This is a genomic window from Halostella limicola (assembly GCF_003675875.1).
GTDB classification, from domain to species: Archaea; Halobacteriota; Halobacteria; order Halobacteriales; family Natronoarchaeaceae; genus Halostella; species Halostella limicola.
On sequence record NZ_RCDI01000002.1, the window covers coordinates 559,297 to 579,131 of the forward strand.

19 protein-coding genes are annotated in these 19,835 nt (G+C 70.9%); 5 read left to right on the top strand and 14 right to left on the bottom strand.

Annotation, left to right across the window (positions count from 1 at the left end; all coding sequences use genetic code 11):
* Positions 1-69: 69 nt before the first annotated feature.
* Entirely contained in the window at positions 70-2,433 is a 2,364-nt protein-coding gene (locus tag D8670_RS10820; RefSeq protein WP_162994261.1) for a PKD domain-containing protein, read from the bottom strand.
* A 298-nt stretch (positions 2,434-2,731) separates the two neighbouring features.
* On the opposite strand from D8670_RS10820, the gene D8670_RS10825 reads away from it, so the two are divergent.
* Positions 2,732-3,856 carry a serine hydrolase domain-containing protein gene (locus D8670_RS10825; RefSeq protein ID WP_121818120.1) on the top strand — a complete coding sequence of 375 codons (1,125 nt, stop codon included), beginning with the start codon at positions 2,732-2,734 and terminating at the stop codon, positions 3,854-3,856.
* Here the strand turns inward: D8670_RS10825 and D8670_RS10830 are convergent.
* The 7 genes from D8670_RS10830 to D8670_RS10860 all read right to left on the bottom strand — a co-directional run bounded on the left by D8670_RS10830 (position 3,845) and on the right by D8670_RS10860 (position 13,009).
* Positions 3,845-6,052: a type B DNA-directed DNA polymerase gene (locus D8670_RS10830; RefSeq protein WP_233752225.1), complete on the bottom strand. Its 2,208-nt coding sequence runs from the start codon at positions 6,050-6,052 to the stop codon at positions 3,845-3,847. The genes D8670_RS10825 and D8670_RS10830 overlap by 12 nt on opposite strands.
* Positions 6,052-6,357: a DUF8156 family protein gene (locus tag D8670_RS10835; protein ID WP_121818121.1), complete on the bottom strand. Its 306-nt coding sequence runs from the start codon at positions 6,355-6,357 to the stop codon at positions 6,052-6,054. Before D8670_RS10835 ends, D8670_RS10830 begins: the two co-directional genes overlap by 1 nt.
* On the bottom strand, positions 6,357-7,106 hold the full coding sequence (locus tag D8670_RS10840) for a PLP-dependent aminotransferase family protein (protein ID WP_193569349.1): 750 nt from the start codon (positions 7,104-7,106) through the stop codon (positions 6,357-6,359). Before D8670_RS10840 ends, D8670_RS10835 begins: the two co-directional genes overlap by 1 nt.
* Before the next feature lie 150 nt (positions 7,107-7,256).
* On the bottom strand, positions 7,257-8,261 hold the full coding sequence (locus D8670_RS10845) for a Cdc6/Cdc18 family protein (RefSeq protein ID WP_121818122.1): 1,005 nt from the start codon (positions 8,259-8,261) through the stop codon (positions 7,257-7,259).
* A gap of 76 nt (positions 8,262-8,337) precedes the next feature.
* Positions 8,338-9,279, bottom strand: coding sequence for an oxidoreductase (locus tag D8670_RS10850; protein WP_121818123.1), 942 nt, complete (start codon positions 9,277-9,279; stop codon positions 8,338-8,340).
* 71 nt (positions 9,280-9,350) lie between these two features.
* A complete protein-coding gene (locus D8670_RS10855) occupies positions 9,351-11,000 on the bottom strand; it encodes a hydantoinase B/oxoprolinase family protein (protein ID WP_121818124.1) in 1,650 nt (549 codons plus the stop codon).
* Positions 10,997-13,009 carry a hydantoinase/oxoprolinase family protein gene (locus D8670_RS10860; protein ID WP_121818125.1) on the bottom strand — a complete coding sequence of 671 codons (2,013 nt, stop codon included), beginning with the start codon at positions 13,007-13,009 and terminating at the stop codon, positions 10,997-10,999. Before D8670_RS10860 ends, D8670_RS10855 begins: the two co-directional genes overlap by 4 nt.
* Before the next feature lie 198 nt (positions 13,010-13,207).
* Here D8670_RS10860 and D8670_RS10865 point away from each other — a divergent pair, with 198 nt between their 5' ends.
* On the top strand, positions 13,208-13,843 hold the full coding sequence (locus D8670_RS10865) for a DsbA family oxidoreductase (RefSeq protein WP_121818126.1): 636 nt from the start codon (positions 13,208-13,210) through the stop codon (positions 13,841-13,843).
* A gap of 126 nt (positions 13,844-13,969) precedes the next feature.
* Here D8670_RS10865 and D8670_RS10870 read toward each other — a convergent pair whose 3' ends face one another.
* On the bottom strand, positions 13,970-14,344 hold the full coding sequence (locus tag D8670_RS10870) for an Hsp20/alpha crystallin family protein (RefSeq protein ID WP_121818127.1): 375 nt from the start codon (positions 14,342-14,344) through the stop codon (positions 13,970-13,972).
* A 185-nt stretch (positions 14,345-14,529) separates the two neighbouring features.
* Between D8670_RS10870 and D8670_RS10875 the strand changes: the two genes are divergently transcribed.
* A complete protein-coding gene (locus tag D8670_RS10875) occupies positions 14,530-14,793 on the top strand; it encodes a DUF7577 domain-containing protein (protein WP_121818128.1) in 264 nt (87 codons plus the stop codon).
* On the opposite strand, the gene D8670_RS10880 is transcribed toward D8670_RS10875, so the two are convergent.
* Together D8670_RS10880 and D8670_RS20910 are read right to left on the bottom strand one after the other, a co-directional pair.
* The gene (locus D8670_RS10880) at positions 14,790-14,990 is read right to left on the bottom strand and encodes a DUF7535 family protein (RefSeq protein ID WP_121818129.1); all 201 of its coding nucleotides are present in this window, start codon (positions 14,988-14,990) and stop codon (positions 14,790-14,792) included. The genes D8670_RS10875 and D8670_RS10880 overlap by 4 nt on opposite strands.
* Before the next feature lie 67 nt (positions 14,991-15,057).
* Complete coding sequence (locus D8670_RS20910; protein ID WP_162994262.1) at positions 15,058-15,207, bottom strand: DUF7557 family protein; 150 nt, start codon at positions 15,205-15,207, stop codon at positions 15,058-15,060.
* 298 nt (positions 15,208-15,505) lie between these two features.
* Between D8670_RS20910 and D8670_RS10885 the strand changes: the two genes are divergently transcribed.
* Entirely contained in the window at positions 15,506-16,006 is a 501-nt protein-coding gene (locus D8670_RS10885; RefSeq protein ID WP_162994263.1) for a DUF8102 family protein, read from the top strand.
* Here D8670_RS10885 and psmB read toward each other — a convergent pair.
* The 3 genes from psmB to D8670_RS10900 form a co-directional block, all read right to left on the bottom strand.
* Positions 15,999-16,715 carry an archaeal proteasome endopeptidase complex subunit beta gene (gene psmB / locus D8670_RS10890; RefSeq protein WP_121818131.1) on the bottom strand — a complete coding sequence of 239 codons (717 nt, stop codon included), beginning with the start codon at positions 16,713-16,715 and terminating at the stop codon, positions 15,999-16,001. The genes D8670_RS10885 and psmB overlap by 8 nt on opposite strands.
* On the bottom strand, positions 16,715-17,467 hold the full coding sequence (gene psmA / locus D8670_RS10895; protein ID WP_121818132.1) for an archaeal proteasome endopeptidase complex subunit alpha: 753 nt from the start codon (positions 17,465-17,467) through the stop codon (positions 16,715-16,717). The genes psmB and psmA overlap by 1 nt, the downstream gene beginning before the upstream one ends.
* Positions 17,468-17,670: 203 nt before the next feature.
* Complete coding sequence (locus D8670_RS10900; RefSeq protein ID WP_121818133.1) at positions 17,671-18,330, bottom strand: RNA ligase partner protein; 660 nt, start codon at positions 18,328-18,330, stop codon at positions 17,671-17,673.
* 159 nt (positions 18,331-18,489) lie between these two features.
* Between D8670_RS10900 and D8670_RS10905 the strand changes: the two genes are divergently transcribed.
* On the top strand, positions 18,490-19,593 hold the full coding sequence (locus D8670_RS10905; protein WP_121818134.1) for an RNA ligase: 1,104 nt from the start codon (positions 18,490-18,492) through the stop codon (positions 19,591-19,593).
* Positions 19,594-19,835 lie beyond the last annotated feature (242 nt).

The window sequence follows — 19,835 nt, forward strand, 5'->3', positions numbered from 1 at the left end:
GCGCTGCCGCTACGCCTGCTGACGGTATCGCCGAAGAAATACCTGCGAAGAGGTTCTCGCCGGAGCGGCTTACCGTCGCCGCCGAAGGGCGACCAGCGCCGCGGCGACGAGCGCGACCAGCGCGGCCGAGAGGCCGAAGCCGGGCTGCCCGGTCGTCGACGCCTCCTCGGCGTCGCCGCTCTCCTCGTCGGTCGTCGTCGCGTCCGCGGTCGTCTCCGTCGCGGTCTCTCGCTCCTCGACGGTCACGGTCGCCGTCGCGTCGCCGACGGAGAGGGTGCGCTCGCCCGACTTCTCGAACTGCGGGCTGAACGTGACGACGACGGTGCCGTTCGCGGGCACCGTCACCTCGCGGTCGAACCGCGCCTCGCCGTCGACCTGCAGGGTCGCGGTCGTCGTCCCCTCGACCGCGCCGTCGTTCGCGAGCGTCGCCTGAACGGTGACTTCGTCACCGGTCTCGACGCTCGACTCGCTCGCGTCCAGGGCCGTCACTCCGACGGCCGGCCGGTCGATGCCGACCGAGAACACGGAGAAGCCGTCGGCGTCGACGCTGTAGGTCCGCTCGCCGTCGGTCTCGGAGACGTTGGTCTCGACCGACCGCCACTCGCCGTCGCGGTACACCTGCACCGTCACGTGCTCGGCGTCGGCGTCGATCCGGCTCTCGTTCAGCGAGAAGCTGAACGTGCCGTTTTCGAGCGCCCCGTCGCCGAGGTCGTCCGTGATGGAGAGATACGACACCGGCTCGTAGCCGTCAGTGGCTGCGTCGTCGGACAGCGGCGACGCTTCGGTCGCGTCGACCGACAGGTTCCCGTCGGCGTCGGCGGCGAGCGTCGTCGACAGGTTCTCGAACGCGACCGCGGACGTGTTGACGCCGTGCTCGGCGAGGTCGACGGCGATCGTCTCGCCGTTCTCGCCGTTCTCGACGGTCGCGGTGACGCCGCCGTCGTCGCTCTCGACGTCGACGGTCATCTCGTCGTCGCCGTCGTCGGACGGTGCGGGAGCGGAGCCGCCGCTCGGAGCGGGGGCGACGCCGCCGGTGCTTCCGCCAGTGTCGCCGTCGTCGCTACCGTCGCTTCCGTCGCTTCCGCCACTGCCGTCGTTCCCGCCGTCCGAGTCGGTCACCGCGACGGTGGTCGCCGCGGCGTCCTCGCGGCCGTCGTCGACCACCGTTACCGTCGCCTCGTACTCGCCGCTCTCCGCGTACGCGTGCGTCGTCGTCGCGTTCGCGGTGGTCTCGTCGACCGACCCGTCGCCGTCGACGTCCCACTCGTACGCGGCGTCGTCGCCGGCGGTCGACCCGCTGGCGTCGAGCGTCACCGTCTCGTTCACTGCGGCCTCGGCGGGGTCGGCGTCGAGCGACGCGTTCGGATCGACGCCCTCGCTCTCCTCGCCGAGCGGCGCGACGACGACCGAGCCGTCGTTCACGTCGCTCGTGACGATCCCCTCCGCGGTGACGGCGTTCGCCGCCGGGTCCGCGGCGTTCGGGTCGTCGAACTCGGTCCACGACGCGCCGTCGTGCTGCCACAGCGTCAGGGTGGACTCGTCGACGCCCGTCGCGTTCGCGTAGCGGACGGTGAACGCGTCGAGCGACGTGCCGCCGCCGGCGGTCATGCTGAGCTCGACGTGCGCGCCGGCGTCGGTCATGTTACCGGGTGCGGCCGGCGGGCTCTCGGTCGGCCGGAAGGCGGTGCTTCGGCCGCCCTCGAAGTCGACGGAGACGCGCGCGTCGCCCTCGCCCATCGTGAGGTTCTCGACCGCGTAGTTCGCCGGCTCCTCGACGTAGTTGGTGTAGAACGAGTACTTGCTGTTGCCCGCGGCGTAGTTGTCCGTGAGCGCGTGGCCCGTGCTGTTGCCCTCGAAGTGGTACCCCCACTTGTTCTCGACGGCCGAGTTGTTCCGGAACGTCAGGTTCTCTGACCGGCGGTCGGTGAAGCCGAGCGAGTTGTACCGGGCCTCGGAGTCCGCGACGGTCAGGCCCTCGGCGTAGAGCGTCCGGACGCCGTAGAGGTTCCCGAGCGACCGCACGTCGCTGACGGTGCCCCCGGAGGTGCGCTCGTAGTAGACGCCGAGCCGCCAGTTCTCGACGGTCATGTTCTCCACCGTCACGTTCGTCAGGGAGCGGTCCGTCCCGTTGACGTACACGCCGTCGGTCGTCGAGTTCTCGGGGTACGGCCCCGTCTGGCTGAGGAAGTAGCCGTTCCCGTCGATCGAGACGTCGCTGGTCCGGATCTCGATACACGGGCCGCTCTCGTTGGTCTCGACGTCGCCGGTGAACTCGTAGGAGCCGGGCTCGTCGATGACGGTGCATCCCTCGATCTCCCCCTCGTTCGCGGCGGGGGGCGCGGTCGCCAGCGCCCCGCCGACGCCCGCCGTCGTCGCCGAGAGGAGAAGCATCGCGGCGGCGCAGAGCGCCCCGAGCCGTCGCGCGCTCGTCACGCGCACCACCCTCGTCTCGCGCCGGTCCCGGGCGGGGAGCGCCCCCGTTTGCCGGTCCGGCGGGTCCGTTCAGTCGATACTGCGTCGCGATACGATTCCATCGTGACCGATTCGTGGTCGGACACGTCCGCCCTTTGTTACGTCCGGCATTCCGGTCAGTCAGTCGGCACCTTCCGCGCCGGCGCGTCCGTCAGCCGCCCCCTACGCCGTCGAAGGCGGCGTTTACGGCACGGTTCTTGGTTCTCATCTGACACGTCGTCAGGTTCATAGGTGGCCTCGTCGAACCGACCAGTGAACGATGTCAGCATCCGACACGGAATCGGCGGACGCGATCCGGCGGCTCTTCGACCGGCACCTCGAAGCAGGCCTGCACCACGGCGGACAGCTCGCGGTGTACAGCGACGGCGAACTCGTCGTCGACGCGGCCGGCGGCGAGACCGGTCCCGACGGCGGCGAGACGACGGCGGAGCAGCGCCACCTCCTGTTCTCCTGCACCAAGCCGTTCGCCGGCGTCTGCCTCCACCAGCTCATCGAGGACGGCGACCTCGACTACGACGACCCGGTCGTCGAGCACTGGCCGGAGTTCGCCGACGACGGGACGGCGAAGGCCGGGATCACCGTCCGGCAGGTGCTCAGCCACCAGTCGGGGCTCAACGAGAGCGCGTTCGACGACCGGCCGGACCTGTGGGGGGACTTGGACGCCGCGGCCGCGGCAATGGAGGACGCCGAACCGCCGCTCGATCCCGGCACGCCGGCGTACCAGACGCTTACCTACGGCTGGCTGGTCGGCGAACTCGTCCGCCGGGTCTCCGGGACGCCCATCGACGAGTACGCCGAGGAGAATCTGTTCGGCCCGCTCGGGATGGACCGCACGTCCATCGGCGCGGACGACCCCGAGGAGATCGCGACGCTCGTCGGCTTCGACGAGTTCGACCGCTGTCGCGACCCCGGCGAGGGCCTCGAAGACATGACGGAGAAGGAGGCCGCGGCGGCGTTCAACGAACCGGGCGTGCAGCGGGCCGCCGTCCCCGCCGCGACCGGCGTCGGCACCGCCCGCGACATGGCGCGGTTCTACGCCTGCATGGCCAACGGCGGCGAACTCGACGGGACGCGGGTGTTGGGGCCGGAGACCGTCGACGCGATGACGACGCTTCAGGCCGAGACCGAGGACGACGGCACGCTGTCGCGGCCGGCCCGCTACGGCCTCGGCGTCTGGATCGGCGGCGGCGTCACCGACTCCTTCGGCACGGTGAGTTCCGCGTCGACGTTCGGCCACCTCGGCCTCGGCAGCATCGCGGGCTGGGGCGACCTCGACTCGGATCTGGGATTCGCCTACGTCACCAACGGCGTCCGCGAGGAGTCGTTCGAGCACTGGGCGCGCGTGAACACGATGACCGACGCCGTGAAGCAGCTATTCGGCTGATCGATCGCCGTAGGCCGTCACGGCGGCGTCCTCCCGGTCCGCGAGGTACGCGGCGATCCGCTCGCGGTCCCACCCCAGCGGCGAGAGGACGCTCTCGGCGGCGCGGAGGGTCCGGTCGCGGTAGTAGTCGGCGTCGTAGCCGTCCGGCTCCTCCGCAGCGAGCGCGACCCGTGCCCTGGTGTCTCTCTCGTCGTCCACGACGACGTAGTCGACGGACTGGCCCGGCTCGACGTCGATGCCGGCGTCGTCCGCGCGGTCGAGCGCCGCCGTCGACCGGGTGTAGTGCGCGTACTCCCCCGGTTCCTTCGAGACGCGGTTCGTGACGGCGAGGCGCGCGGGGTCGACGCGGCCCGCGTCGAGGCGCTGGAGGAACTGCGCGAGGACGCCGCAGACGGGTTCCGGCTCGCGGTATTCGTCCAGCGCCGCGATCAGGTCGCGCTGCACGTCGGCGACCCACTCGGGCGTCGAGCGCTGGCGGCACTCGATCCCGCGGTACTTGAAGGCGTCTCCCGCTCCGTCCGCTGCTTCCGTCGCCCCGTCGCCCCTGCTCGCCCGCTTCCCGAAGTACTTCGTGAGCGCGCCGGCGTTCGAGTCCCGCCGCGGGACGAACGCCACCCAGTCGTGCGCCGCCTCGTACTCCAGTCGGATACCGGCGTCCTCGCTTATCTCCCGCGCGAGATCGTCGAGCGGCCGCTGATCGACGCCCTCCCGCGGCGTCACCCAGAGGCTGTCGACGATGCCGTGGACGACCTCCCAGCCGCCCGCTTCGAGGGTCTCTTTCGCGTCGAGCAGGATCTCGCGGGCGAAGGCGTTGATCGCCTCGTGGCACTCGATCCGGCCGAACTTCGCGTTGCTGAACCCCTGATAGCCGAAGCAGGCGACGAGGATCCACTTCAGCGCCGACGACCGGCCGGAGAGCGCCGCGCGGCGCTCGGGGTCGTCCGTCTCGCGGAGCGTCCGCTTGATGCCGTCGCGCGCCACCACCAGTTCCTCCAGCACGTCCGGGAGGTACCCCCGCTCGTCGCAGATGCTGTACCCCAGTTCCGGCACGTCCGCGCGGTCGAGATGGCAGTCGCACCGCACCGTCTCGGGGCTGACGTTGCGCGTGACGATAATGTTGGGATACAGCGACGAGAAGTCGAGTTCGCGGACGTCCTCGTGGAGGCCGGCCCGCGGCGAGAGCGTGTAGCCGCCGCGGTCCGCCGCCCCCAGCTGGCGCATCGACTTGAAGAACTCCGCGCGCCACGACCGCCACGGGACGAGCACGCCGCGGGACTTGGCCTCGCGGATCTGGATCGCCGTGAGCACGTTGCCGATGGAGGCCCACGCCAGTTCCTGCAGCGGCTTCCCCGACCGACCGACGAGGTCGAGACAGCCCGACAGGTTCGTCTCGCGGTAGAAGAAGGTGTTCTCGCGGTCGATTATCGCCCTGCCGGGGACGCCGTACCGCGCTGGCGAGTGCCCCACCTGCCCGTAGCTCTCGTAGGTCGACGCGCCGGCCCGTTTCCGGTAGCCCGGTCGGCGACCCAACTGGAAGTCGATCCCCGCCTCGCGCGCCGTCTCGAACAGGACCGGAACGATCCGGGCGGTGCTCACGACGAGCACGTCCGGGTCCGCCGCGGCGACGCGCTCGCCGACCGCCGCCGCGACGGTCGCCGGGTCGCCGGTGATCGTCTCCGCCTCGGTCACCGCACTGGTCGCCGCGCTGCTCCCGACGCCGCCGGCGTCACCCGGTCCGACCGTACACTCCGTGATCCGGGGTTCGTCGCCGGCGAGTTCCGCTGGCGGCACCTCGATCGACAGCGTCCGGAGCGGGCTCTCCGGCGTCGGGTCCGTCCCCGTCTCCAGGCAGTAACGAAACCCCGGCGAGAGGTCCACGTCGAACAGCCGGTACGTCCCGGCGCGCTCCCAGCGCCGGAACTGGCGGGCCAGCGGGCGGACCGCGTCGACGTCGGTCGCGTCGATCCTGAGCACGTCGGTCGGCTCCTCGCGGAACCCCGGCCGCCACTCCTCGCGGGCCGTCGAGACGACGTCGGGGTGTGCTTCCACGCGGTCACGGTTCGCGGCGACCGACGCCCAGTCGTCGGCTTCCAGATAGAGCGTCGGCGCGTACTCGTCGTCGCGCTCTACCTCGACGCCGTCGGCCGTCCGCGACCAGACGTCGACGCCGTCGTCCCGGAAGTCGAGCGCGAACATCAGTCGCCGTCGGCGTCGTTGCACTCCGCCTCGTCGCCCCCGCCCTCCCGGTCGTCCTCCACCGCGTCGAGGCGCGCGCCGAGTTCATCGATCCGTCGCTGGTGTTCGAGCGCCATCGAGAACAGCGCGGGGACGATGGGGTCCGGGTGGTTCAGCAGGCCGCTCGCGTCGGCGTGACGGTGGGCGTGCTCCCACAGGTCGTCGAAGCGGCGGCGCTCCTCCCGGCGGAGGCCGCGGCGGAACGTCTCCCAGCGCTCGGCCGTGCGACGGAGCAGGTCCCGGTACGTGGGGTTCGTGCGGCCCATCACCGCCCCCCCGCGTCCGCGGGCGACGCCGTCGCCCCGCGGCGCAGCTCGTCGGTCTCCGCCGTCGCGCCGTGGACCGGGGTCCGCGCCCGCAGGATCCGCGTCCAGTACGCGAGCGTCGTCTGCGCGGTGCCGTCCGGGCCGCCGGGATAGACGAGCGTCTCGAACTCGTCGGAGCGAAAGCGCGGGCCGAACTCGGTCCGCTCGCAGGCGAGCGTCGCGTCGGCCGCGCTCGACAGGGGCGCGGCGAACTCGTCGTCCCGACGCCGCGTGACCAGCACTGGCAGGTCGCGCTCGCGGGCGACGCCGGCGACCGTCGCGAGGCTCCGCAGGAACAGCCCGCGGGCGTCCTCGGTCGGTAGCTCGTCGCCGCGGTACTGGCCGTCCATCGCCGGCAGGACGAGCAGCGACGTCTCCGGCGCGATCCGATCGGGCAGGCGCTCGACGAGCGTCGCGTGCTGGGTGGGCGTGAACCCCCGAGCGACCCGCACGCGGTCGAGGACGCGCCGCCCCGGCGCGAGGCGGGCGAGCAACTGGGACTGCGCGTGGCCGTGGCTGTCGACCCACAGCGCGTCGCCGCCCTCCAGTAGGAGGTGGTCGAGCGCGAGCGCCTGCAGCGGGCCGGTCGCCCGCTCGTCGGTTTCGAGCAGCGTGATCCCCGGGTCGAGCGTCGGTAGCTCCGGCACGTCGAGTCGGTCGTCGCGGGTCGCCGTCAGGTCGCGACCGTCGGGCGGTGGCGTTCGAACCATACTTTCGAGTTTCCCGCCGGCCCGCATAAGCCGCGGCGTGGCGTTTCCGGAGTTTCCGGAGTCCGGCGACGAGCTCAAAAACCGCGGGCAAGCGGCGGGGGTATCCACTCCGGGGTCCGTTTCCGGAGTTTCCGGAGCGCGCTTCCGGCATCACTCGACGGTCCGGTACACCCGGTCGCTGCTGGTCCCCTCGATCTCGATCAGGTCGTAGTGCGCCATCTTCCGCATGTAGTTCCGGAGCGTCCGCTCGGACTTCGCGTCCTCGACCCGCTTGCGGTATCGGTCGTACAGGTCGCCGGGTTCGATCGCCTCGGCGTCCTCGACCACGTCGTACAGGATCTTCTGGTGGCGGGTGAGGTTCTCCAGGTTCGCCCGATGGACCGCTTCGCGGGCGTCCGGGATGGCCGCCTCGACAACGTCGGCGGTGATCCGGTCGCGGCCCTCGCGGTCGGCGCGCCGGGCGGCGCTGCGCAGGACGCTGATCCCGACGCGTGCGTCGCCGGCGGCCGCGTCGGCGATGCGTTCGAGTTCGGGCGTGTCGACGGCGTCCTCGGCCAGTCCCGACCGGGCGCGGGCCTCCAGGATGGCGGCGAGCTGGTCCAGCGTGTACTTCTCGAAGCGGATCCGCTCGCTGCCGCGGAGGCGGCTGGTCATGCGCTCGCCGATCTGGCCGAACAGCTCCGCCTCGCGGTTGGCGATCAGCACCGGGGCGAACCGCGGCATCGAGTGGAGGTCGTACAGCAGGCTCAGGTCCTCCAGCTGGTCGACCTCGTCGAGGACGAGCACGCGCGGCGGCCCGTCGTACTCCTCTAACCGCGCCAGCAGCTCGTCCCGCGGCGTCGACTGCCGGTGGACGTCCATCGTCTGGTTCATCCCGTCGAGGACCGCGTAGGCGCAGCGGAAGAAGGTGTAGTGCCGCCAGCAGTTGACGTACTGGAACTCGACGTCGAGGGTCTCCTCGCGCAGGCGCTCGCCGACGAACCGCGTCACGCAGGTCTTGCCCGTCCCCGTCGGCCCGGTCACGAGTACGGTGTCCGCCGGCTCCCCGTCGGTGAGCGGCCGGAGCACGCCGGAGAGGTGGGTCACCTCGTGGTCGCGGTGCTCGACCTCCCGCGGGACGAAGTCGGTCCGGAGGACCCGAGCGTCGCGGATCATCGTCGGACAGTGCTTTCCGGACCGACATAAAGTCGCCGGGCGTCCGCTCGCGGCGTGCGGCGGACCGCCACCCGCCTCACGCCGGGTCGGGGAGGGAATACGCGACGCCCGTCTCCGCCTCGGAGACCGCCCACAGGCGGCGGCCGACCGACCCGTCGTACGACCGGTCGCTGGAGCGCTGCGTCTCGGGCGGGCCGCGCATGTTCAGCAGGCCGCCCGGGCCGACGTAGTCGCCGCCCTCGACGGCCGGCGCGGTGGCGGCGTACAGCAGCGGGAGCGCGCCGCCGGCCGCCGACTGGGCGAAGACCCGGTTGGCGACCTCCATCAGCCGCAGGCGGAGCCGCGACCCCGCCATCTCCGGGCCGCGCCGCTGGAGGTTCGTGGCGGCCCACCCCGGGTGGCAGGCGACGCTGCGGACGTCCGCCCCCGCCGCGTCGAGCCGACGGTCGAGTTCGTAGGCGAACAGCACGTTCGCGAGCTTGCTCTGTGCGTAGGCGTCCCACTCGTCGTAGGACGCCTCGCCGTGGAGGTCGTCGAAGTCGATCCGGCCGCGCTCGTGGACGCCGCTGCTCTGGGTGACGACCCGCGTCTCCCCGGGCGTCTCGCGGAGAGTGGGAAGGAGCAGGCCCGTCAGCGCGAAGTGCCCGAGGTGGTTGACGCCGAACTGCCGCTCGAAGCCGTCTTCCGTCTCCCGGCGGGGGATCGCCATCACGCCGGCGTTGTTACAGAGCACGTCCAGCGCCCGCTCCTCGTCCGCGACCGCCTCGGCGAACGTCCGCACCGAGTCGAGGTCCGCGAGGTCGAGTTCACGCACCGTCAGCGACGCGGCCGGGGCGTCCTCGCGGACGGTCGCCTTCGCCGACTCGCCGCGGCCGACGTCGCGACACGCCATCACGACGTGTGCCCCCTTCCGCGCGAACGCCCGCGTCGCTTCCAGACCGATCCCGCTGTTCGCGCCGGTGACGACGACCGTTTTCCCGGACAGGTCCGGCATCGACGAGGCGTCCCATTCGCTCATACGCTCGCTAGGGACCGGCGCGAAATCTATCTGGCGTCACCCGCGGGTGTCGCCGGGACCGTCGCCCGCGGCTACTCCTCCGTTTTCCCGTCCCGCCGGTCGCGCTCTCGCGCGTCCGCATCGCGGTCGGCGGGGTCGCCGTGACCGCCACCGCCGGGCGTCCGAACGGTGACAGTCGTCTCCGCGGACACGTCGACGGTCGCCTTCGCGGGCACGCGCTCGCCGCCGACGAGGTTCTCGCCGGTCGCGCCGTCCCCGCCGCCGGCGACGCCGCGCGGGCGGGTGCGCCGGCGCTCGGTGAGCAGGGACACCGTCGCGTCGCGCTCTACGGTGAGCGAGCGTTCGAGGCCGAGACCGCCGCGGTGCTCGCCGTCGCCGCCGGTTCCCGGGCGGAGGGCGTAGCGCTCGACGCGGAGCGGGTACTCCGCCTCCAGCACCTCGACGGGGGTGTTCAGCGTGTTCGTCATGCCGACCTGCACGCCGTCCGTCCCGTCGCCGGCGGCGGTCGCGCCCGCGCCGCCGCCGATGGTCTCGTAGTACGCGAAGTCGCCCTCGCGCGAGCCGACGATCAGGTTGTTCATCGTGCCCTGGCCCTGCGCCGGGGCGCGCTCCGGGACGGCCTGCGCCAGCGCGGCGAAGACAACGTCGGTGACGCGCTGGCTGGTCTCGACGTTGCCGCCGACGACGGCGGCCGGCGGTCGGGGGTTCAGGAGCGACCCCTCGGGCGCGTCGACCGTCACGGGGTCGTAACACCCCTGGTTCGGCGGGATCTCGGGGTCGGTGAGACAGCGCACGACGAAGTAGACGGCGCTTTTCGCCACCGCGAGCGGGGCGTTGATGTTGCCGGTCACCTGGTCGGCCGTCCCCGAGAAGTCGACCCGAATCTCGGTGCCGTCGACGGTGACGGCAACCCTGATCGGCACGTCGTCCTCGGTCACGCCGTCGCCCTCCATCGCGTCGCGGGCCTCGTAGGTCCCGTCCGGTATCTCGGCGATCTCCGCCTCGATCCGGTCCCGTGAGTAGTCGATCACGGCGTCGAACGCGTCGAACAGCGTCTCGCCGTGCTCGTCGAGCAGGTCACCCAGGCGCTCCTCTGCCCGGTCGTGGGCGGCGAGTTGCGCCCGGAGGTCGGCCCGGCGCTCGTCCGGCGTCCGGACGTTCGCGAGGAAGAGGTCCAGCACGTCGTCGTTTATTTCGCCGTCGCGGACGAGGCGGACGCCCGGCAGGCGGACCCCCTCCTCGTAGATCTCCCGCGCGCCGGCGGGCATGCTGCCGGGCGTCGACCCGCCGACGTCGGCGTGGTGGGCGCGCGAGACGGCGTAGCCGACCACCTCGTCGCCCTCGCTGTCCCCGCCATCGCTCGCCCCGTCTCCCCCGCCGGGCGCGAGCGGCGAGACGAGCGTCACGTCCGGCAGGTGCGTGCCGCCCGCGAACGGGTCGTTGAGGGCGTACACCTCGCCCGGTACCGGATCCTTCTCGGCGATGGCGTCGACGGCCTCGGGCATCGCGCCGAGGTGGACCGGGATGTGCTCGGCCTGCGCGATCATCCGACCGTCCGCGTCGAATAGCGCCGTCGAGCAGTCCTGGCGCTCCTTGATGTTCGGCGAGTACGCGCCGCGGATCAGCACCTGACCCATCTCCTCGGCGACGCCCTCCAGCTGGTTGCGCAGGATCTCCAGCGTGACCGGGTCGACCCGGCTCTCGGTGTCGCTCCCGGTCATGCGTCTCCCCCCGTGAGGACGAGCGCGCCGTCGGAGCGCACCTCGGCGTCCCACGCCGGCGGAACGACCACGGTGCTCTCCGCCTGCTCGACCACCGCGGGGCCGCCGACCGTCCGCCCGGTCGGCAGCGCCGAGTGGGCGTAAACCGGCGTCTCGCGCGCCGCGCCGTCGCCGAACCGCGCCTCGCGGCGGTCGGTCAGGGCCTCGCCCGCCGCCTCGCGCTCGGCGGCGGGACCGCTCCGGGCGGCCGTCGCCGTCGCGCGCAGGTTCACGAGGTCGACCGGCTCGTCCATCCGGTAGCCGTACGTCGACTCGTGGGCGTCGTGGAAGCGTTCGGCGGCGCGGGCCGGGTCGAACGATCCCTCGACGTCGACGGCGAGTTCGAAGCTCTGGCCGGCGTAACGCAGGTCGGCCTGCCGGCGGACGACGCTCGACGCCGGGTCGCGGGCGTCGGCGAGCACCTCTTGCTCGAGGTCGGCGTACAGGTCGTCGACCCGGTCGGGGTCGGTGTCGCCGAGCGCGACGCGGTGGGTCCGGACCGCGTCGTGCTTCTCGTCGGCGGCGAGGAGGCCGTACGCGGAGAGGACGCCCCCCGCCGTCGGGACGACGACCGTCCCGACCCCGAGGTCGGCGGCGAGCGCCGCGGCGTGCATCGGCCCGGCCCCGCCGAACGCGACGAGGCCGAACCGCCGCGGGTCGTGCCCGCGCTCGACCGTCGCCGAGCGGATGGCCCGCGCCATGTTCGCGTTGGCGACGCGGTAGACCCCCCGCGCGGCCTCTACCGGGCCGTCGAGGCCCGCCTCGTCCGCGAGGGCGGCGAGCGCGTCGTGGGCGGCGTCCGCGTCGAGCGAGAGCTCGCCGCCGAGCTCCGTGCTCTCGCCGACGTAGCCGAGGACGAGGTTGGCGTCGGTGACGGTCGGCTCCGTCCCGCCTTTCCCGTAGCAGGCGGGACCCGGCTCCGCGCCGGCCGAGCGGGGGCCGACGCGGAGCGCGCCGCCCTCGTCGACCCACGCGATAGAGCCGCCGCCCGCGCCCACGGTCGTCACGTCGACCATCGGCGTTCGGACGGGCCGGCCGTTGATCTCCGCGTCGGTCGTGCGCTCGGCCTCGCCGTCGCAGACGAGGCTCACGTCGCTGGACGTGCCGCCCATGTCGAAGGTGACGAGCCCGCGGAGGCCGCGCTCGGCGACCAGTTCGCCCGCGGCGGCGCTCGCGCCGACGACGCCCGCCGCGGGGCCGGACATCGTCGTGGTCACGGCGTTCTCGCGGACGGTCTCGGCATCGGCGATCCCGCCGTTTGCCTGCATGACGAGCGGTTCGGGCAGCCCCGCGTCGACGGCCTCGCTGGTGAGCCGGCCGAGGTAGCTGTCGATCGTCGGCGTGACGTAGGCGTCGACGACCGTCGTCGACGCCCGCTCGTACTCGCGGAACTCGGCGAGCACCTCGTGAGAGGCCGAGACGGGCGCGTCGAGCTCCGCTTCGAGGATCTCGGCGACCCGCCGCTCGTTCTCGGCGTCGGCGTACGCGTGGAGCAGACACACCGCGACGCTCTCGGCGCCCGACTCGCGGACCGCCTCGGCGACCTCGTGGACGGCCGCCTCGTCGACCGGCTCCTCCACGCCGTCGGGGGTCGCCCGCTCCGGCAGTTCGAAGCGGCGGCGGCGCGGCACCAGCGGGTCGGGCCGCCGCGCGTCGAGGTCGTAGAGGTCCGGCCGGTCCTGTCGGCCGATCTCCAGCACGTCGCGGAACCCCTCGGTCGTGACGAGCGCCGTCCTCGCGCCCGTCTCCTCCAGCAGGGCGTTGACCGAGACGGTCATCGCGTGGGTGAACTCGTCCACCGCGGACGGATCGATCCCCGCTTCGTCGCAGGCCGTCCTGACGCCGTTCATGACGCCGACGCTCTGGTCGGCGGTGCTCGGGACCTTCGCCGTGACGATGCCGTCGCCGGTGGCGAGGACGACGTCGGTGAACGTGCCGCCGACGTCCGCGCCGAGTCTGACCCGCGTCATCGACGTGCGCCGCGCTCCGTCGCGACCGCGTCCCGCTCGGCCGAGGGCTGCTCCGGTGCGCGGCGAGCGCCGCGCGCGAGGGGTGTGCTCATGGTTCGTTCGACGGCGACGGGACTGGTATAACCCACGGCCCGTGGCTGTGCGCGGCCGGCACACCCGAACGCCCGCCTTTTACGTGTGAATCGTCTATCGGAACCCATGAGCCAACAGCAGGAGGATGCCGCCATCACGGTGTTCGCCGACTACGTGTGCCCGTTCTGTTACCTCGGGCGCGAGTCGCTGCGACAGTATCAGGACTCGCGAGACGAGGAGCTCGAAGTCGACTGGCACCCGTTCGACCTGCGGGCGCAGAAGCGCGACGAGAACGGCGAGATCGACCACGACGTCGACGACGGCAAGGACGACGACTACTACTCGCAGGCCCGGGAGAACGTGAAGCGCCTTCAGGAGCAGTACGACGTGGAGATGGTCCAGGAGCTCGTCACCGACGTCGACTCGCTCGACGCGCAGGTCGTCTCCTACTTCGTGAAGGAGCACTACCCCTACGAGACGTGGGCCGAGTTCGACGAGTCGGTGTACGACGCGCTCTGGAAGGACGGCCGCGACATCGGCGACGCGGACGTGCTCGTCGAACTGGCCGACGAGGCCGGCGTCGACCCCGACGAGGTCCGGTCGGCGCTCGACGACGACACGCTCCGGAGCGAGGTCGAGGAGCAGTTCCAGGTCGCCCACCAGCAGGGGATCACCGGCGTCCCAACGTTCGCGTACGACGGCCACGCCGCCCGCGGCGCGGTCCCGCCCGAGCAGCTGGAGCGGCTGGTCGAAGGCGCGTAGTCCCCGTTTCGACGCTGTCCTCGATGCCCGGCTCCTGACCGCCGACCGGCGACCTGACCGCTCGTCGCTCGACGAGAAGAGAACCGGTCGCGCAGTCGATGCGTTACCGCGGGGCCGACGCGAGCGTCAGCCCTCGATCTCGATGGTCTTGCCGCGGGTGGTCGCGCTCTCGGTGGTCGGGAGGGTCACTTCGAGGACGCCGTTCCGGTAGGCCGCGGCGATCTCGTCCTCGTCGATCTCTTTGGGCATCCGGAAGCTCCGGTGGTAGGTCTTCTTGCGGCCGCGGCTCGCGTCCTCGTGTTCGGCCGCGACGTTCAGGCGGCCCTCGTGCCAGCTGACGTCGATCTCGTCGCGCTCGAAGCCGGGCATCTCAACGCTGAGGACGAACTCGCCGTCGTCCTCGTACAGTTCCACGTCGTTGTCGCCTGTACTACCGAACAGCTGGGTGGGCAGGTTCAGGCCTCGCGTCCAGGAGCTGACGGGACTGGTCGGCAGGGCCATGACGCATCACCCAGTCGTCACTAGACTCGCGGTTCTAAATAAATCTTCGGTAAAATACAGCCAGGTGCGAGCGGTGAAATAGACCAACTTCCTGCGGTTTTCGATACAGTCCCCCCAACGGATATCCGACGCGGTCGATTTCGGCGAGGTATTTAAGTCTTTGGACGATCAACGATCGGACGGCCATGGAGTCCACGTGGCTCTACGCGGCGCTGTTCGCCCTCGTCGCCGTACAGTTGGCCGCGATATACCTGAACCTGACCGCGCGGCGAGACACGAAGCGAGAGGACGGGTCGGTAGCGGCGTCCGCGGACGCCGTCACCTGTCCCGACTGCGGGGCGGAAAACGAGCGCGAGTATCGGTTCTGTCGGCGGTGCGTCGGCGAGCTTCCGGGGTCCGCGCCGCTCCCGGCCGGCGGCGGCGCGCCCCGGGGGCGGCGGATGTTCTAGTTCGGTCGGTAGTCCACCCTGTCGACCGTTCGACCGACGCGGTCGCCGCCGAAGAGGCGGTCGAACACCCACAGGACGGCGAGGAACGGCGCGAGGGGGATCAGCAGCAGCGCCGTCCCCGCGGCCAGCACGTAACCGATCAGGCTCATCTCCGCGTTCGGCTCCGATTCGGACGGTTCGGTTACGCTTCGGGGCATACACGCGTTTCTACGGGCTCGCGAACGAAAAATTTCCCGCCGGTCGTCCCGAACGCTGCGGCGGCCGTCAGATCCGGTCGCCGGCGTACGACAGGGTCAGCTCCTCGGCCTCGTAGATGTTGATCAGTTCGGTGAGTATCTCGTCGTACGATTCGTCCTCGACGCGGAGGTCGTCGAGCCGTTCGAGCGTCTCCTCGTCGAGGTGGACCTGGGGCATAGGCGATCGGAGATCGATCGGTGACGGACTTAAGCTCCTCGCCGCCGAGCCCCGGAACCGCACGACGCGGAGGCCCTCACCGTCCGCGCTTGCGCTTCGAACCGACCGCTCTACCGATAGTGACCGCCGCCGTCCGCGGCGCCGGCGACGCGTCGGCACCGGAGCGTACCCGTGAGGACTGTGATCGAACCGGGGCCGTCGTCCCGCCCGTATCTCCCCCAATCCTTTTGCGGAACCCGACTCGATAGAGGGTACGGTTAGTCCGATTCGGACGATGCCGGACCACCGAGAGACACAGATGACTGACAACGACAGCCGCGACCGAGGGATCCTCACGCCGGCCGACAGGGCGTTCCTCCGCGGCGACGCAACCCACGAGAGCGACCAGTCGGCGTACGACGCCCGGTACCGCATCCGCAAGCGCCTGCGGGACGCGGTGCTCGACCTCGCGCTCCTGTTCGAGCGGATGGAACCGCGCGACCGCGACCGGGTGTTCGCCGACGAGGCGCTGGACGAACCGCTCGTCGACGCGCTCGCCTTCTTCTACCTCGGCGTCGGCGCGGGCGACCGGTCGCGGAAGGCGACGTTCCTCGAAGCGATCTACCGCGCCGAGCGCCGCCGCGCCGACGGCGAGTGCCACGTCAGCGCCACGTTCGAGGTGGAGCGGACCGCCGCCGCCGTGGACGACGCGCTAGCGAAGATCGCGGAGGGCGCGTACCAGGAGCTATCCGAAGAGGAACTGCGTGCGTTCGCCCACTACTGCGGGGAACGCGGGGACGTGCTCGACGACCTCAGATGACGTCGTCGAAGTCCTTGTGGCCCTGGATGTCGACGCCGTCGCCGGTGATCTCGGCGAGGTAGACGCCGTTACCGGAGCCGGTGTCGCGCTCCGCGGCGCTGTGAATGCTGCGGGCCGCGATGGTCTTGGCTTCCTCGTTGGAGAGACCTTCCTCGTACTCCTGTTCGAGGAGGCCGTAGGCGACCTGCATGCCGGAGCCGGTAACGGTGTAGTCGTCCTTGACGACGCCGCCGGCGGGGTCGATGCTGTAGACGTGGTGGCCCTCGTCGTCGACCCCGCCCAGAATCGGGTGGATCGCGAAGAAGGGGCCGCCGCGGGCGAAGTTGCCCGCGAGCGTCGCTAGCGCGTGGATGCTCATCGGCTCGCCCCGGCGCGCCTCGTAGAGGTTCGACTCCGCGCGGAGGCTGCTGATGAACGACTGCGCGCCGCCGACCGAGCCGACGAGCGTCAGCGCGGCCGTGGGGTGGATCTGTTCGACCTTCTGGACGTTCTTGTTCGAGACGAACCGGCCGCCGAGGCTGGCGCGCATGTCCGTCGCGACGATGACGCCGTCCGCGGTCGTCAGCCCGATCGTCGTCGTCCCCGTCTTGTTCACGTTGTCGAGGTCGTCCATCGTCAGGGAGTTCGTCGGCGTCTCGCCGATCTCGGGCTCCCGAGCGCCGGACAGACCGTCGTCGATGCCGCCGTCGGTGGTGAAGTTGTCGTGCATTATTCGTCCTCCTCCTCGGCTCCTTCGAGGAGGTCGAGTTCGCTGAGGTGGGCCTCGACCCGGTCCTCGTCGAGTTCGTCGTACTGCTCGGTCTCGACGTCGACCGTCGCGACGCCGACGCCGGACGGTTCGAACGAACCGTCCTTGACCGAGGCGAGGGCTTCGAGCGCGAGGTCGATCCCCGCGTCGAGGTCGGCGCCCTCCTCGTAGTTCTCCTCGAGGTGTTCCTGTATCTCGCCGCGGTCGCGGCCGACGGCCAGCGCCTTCCACTCGTTGGGGGTGCCGCTGGGGTCGGTCTCGAACAGGCGGGGTTCGCCGTTCTCGACGCCGGCGATGAGCAGCGCGACGCCGAACGGGCGCGCGCCGCCCGTCTGCGTGTACTGCTGGATGTGGTCGGTGACGTTCTTTGTCAGCGTCTCGACCTCGATCGGCTCGCCGTAGCGGATCTGGTTGACCTGCGCCTGGCGCCGAGCGAAGTCGATGAGCTGGCGGGCGTCGGCCACGTGGCCGGCGCTCGCGATGCCGACGTGGTCGTCGGCCTTGTGTAGCTTCTCGATGCTGTTCGGCTCCATCAGCCGCGAGCGGAGCTGCTTGTCGACGACGAGAACGACGCCGTCCGCGGTCCGGACGCCGATGCTCGCCGTGCCGCGCTTGACCGCTTCGCGGGCGTACTCGACCTGGTACAGGCGACCGTCCGGGGAGAAGATGGTGATCCCCCGGTCGTAGGCCTGCTGTTGGTTTTGTCCTTGCATGATAGAAAGCCGTGGTGACCTTCACCTCGGGTTAAGGCGGGGTCGTTCAAGTACCTTTTGTCTAAGCTGGCTAACTCGGCCGCGCGGTTAGGGCGGTTCCGGCTAACTGCGCGAACCGGCGTCCGGCCGTTGCACACTCCGACTCCCAGAACCAAAAGCCCTCGATTGCCTGCAAACCTGACCTGTACGGACGCGGAACCGACCTACCTCGTGCGCCGGTTCGCGGCGAGGTACTCCTCCAGCAGGGACGGGAAGTCCCGGCCCTTGAGGTAGCGCAGGCCGAAGTCCTCCGCCCAACTGATGATCCCCGTGTCCTCCGTGACGACGCCCGCGTCGAGCTCCCGCGCGAGGATCAGGAGGTCGAAGTCCTCCCGGGAGTCGAGCACGCCCTGCCGGAGCGTCCGGCGGTACTCCTCTCGCAGGTCGGAGATGACCGCGTCCGCCTCGGTCATGTAGTCGTGGTCCTCGACGGGGTCGCCGCCGGACTCCTCGGCCTTGCGGACGGCCTTCTCGGAGACGCGCAGTCCCTTGTCGACCCGGTCGCTCATCTCGTCGATGAAGCCGTACACGATCTCGGCCGGGATCATCACCTCGTAGCGGGCCGGGTTCTTCTTGATCACCCAGGTGTTGAGCTTCGAGATCACCGCCTGGTCGACGTCGCGGTCCCGGAGCATCACGTCGACCTCGTCGTACACCGACGGCGGGATGTAACAGGAGATATTGAGGTCGAGTTTCGCCTCCGCAACCATGTCCAGCACCCTGTCAAGCGTCTCCTCGACGTCCTCCCCCTCTCGCCGTATCTCGTCGGTCAGCAGCGCCGAGGTGTCGAGCACGAACCGCTGCTTGAGCGGGTGGTCGACCATCGATCGACCTTCGGGGCGCGTGGTAATATGTCTCACGGACGACCGGACGGCGGACCGACGAGCGACGCGCCATCGATCGGCCGCGGACGAGGAGCGCGGCCGCGCCGCGTCCCGGCGGCCGTCGTCACGCTTTTCGTGCATGCTATTCTCTAGCATGACATGGGGTACGCCGAACGGCTGGGGGTCGCTCCCGAGCGGGCCGGCGACGTGCTCGAACACTTCGAGCGGGAGCGCTACGAGGGACGGGAGTACCGACGACTGGGGGACGCGCGCCACGGCCTCGAACGGGGGACCGTGCTGATAGACGGCGTCGTCGTCCGCGGCTACCCGAAGGTGCCCCGGACGCTGACGCTCTCCGAAGGCGTCCCCCGCCACTTCGACGGCCCGCTGATCGTCGAGGAGAAGCTGAACGGGTACAACGTCCGCGTCGCCCGGGTAGGCGACCTGCTCGCGTTCACGCGCGGCGGCTACGTCTGTCCGTACACGACGCATCTGGTGCGCGAGCGCGACTTCGGATCGCTGTTCGAGGACCGCCCCGACCTCGTCCTCTGCGGCGAGGTGATCGGCCCCGAGAACCCGTACACCGAACACGACTACGACGGCGTCGACTCGGCCGCCTTCCGCGCGTTCGACCTCCGCGAGCGCGAGACGGGGGCACCGCTCCCCGTCGACGAGCGCCGCCGCCTCTGCGACAGTCGCGGCGTTCCGCAGACCCGATCCTTCGGCCGTTACGACTCCGCAGAGGCCCCCGACGCGGTCGAGAATATCGTCCGCAGCCTCGACGACGAGGGCCGCGAGGGCGTCGTTATGCAGTCGCTCGATGGCCGCCGACAGCTGAAGTACACGACCGCGAGCGCCCACCGCGACGCGCTGGCCCACGCCTTCTCGCTCCCCTTCGACTACGGTCGGGACTTCGTCTTCCGCCGGGTGATACGCGAGGCGTTCCAGTCCGTCGAGTTCGAGGAGGACGAGGCGACCGCCCGCGAGCGCGCCCACCGTCTCGGGGAGGCGATCCTCCTGCCGATGATCGAGACGATCGAGGCGGTCGAGGACGGCGAGACGCCCGGCGAGCGCCACACCGTCCGCGGCGACCCGGACGCGATAGAGCGCCTGATCGCCCACTTCCGCGAGTGCAACCTCCCCGTGACGGTCGAGTCGGACCGCCGCGAGGACGGCGAGCGCGTCGTCGCCATCTGCAAGGAGATGCAGTCGACCGCGGACAAGGTGGAGAACTACCTGAACGGCCACGTCGTCGACGAGTGAGGTGTCGCAGGGGCGGGAGGTTCCGCAAGGCTTTTTCGCGTGGTCTGCTAACGTTTGCCACGCTGGGGGAGACGGCCGACCGGACGACCTATCTCGGTCCGTGTTGGTCGGGGAGAGGAAAGGGCGAAACCCGACATACCGAAGTCGAGGGGATAGCCCGATGGCGGACCGCACCGGCCCGTCCCTCCTCTGTGCGAGAGGAGTACGAAGACCGAGTACCGGACCGCGCGCGAGGGCGGTCC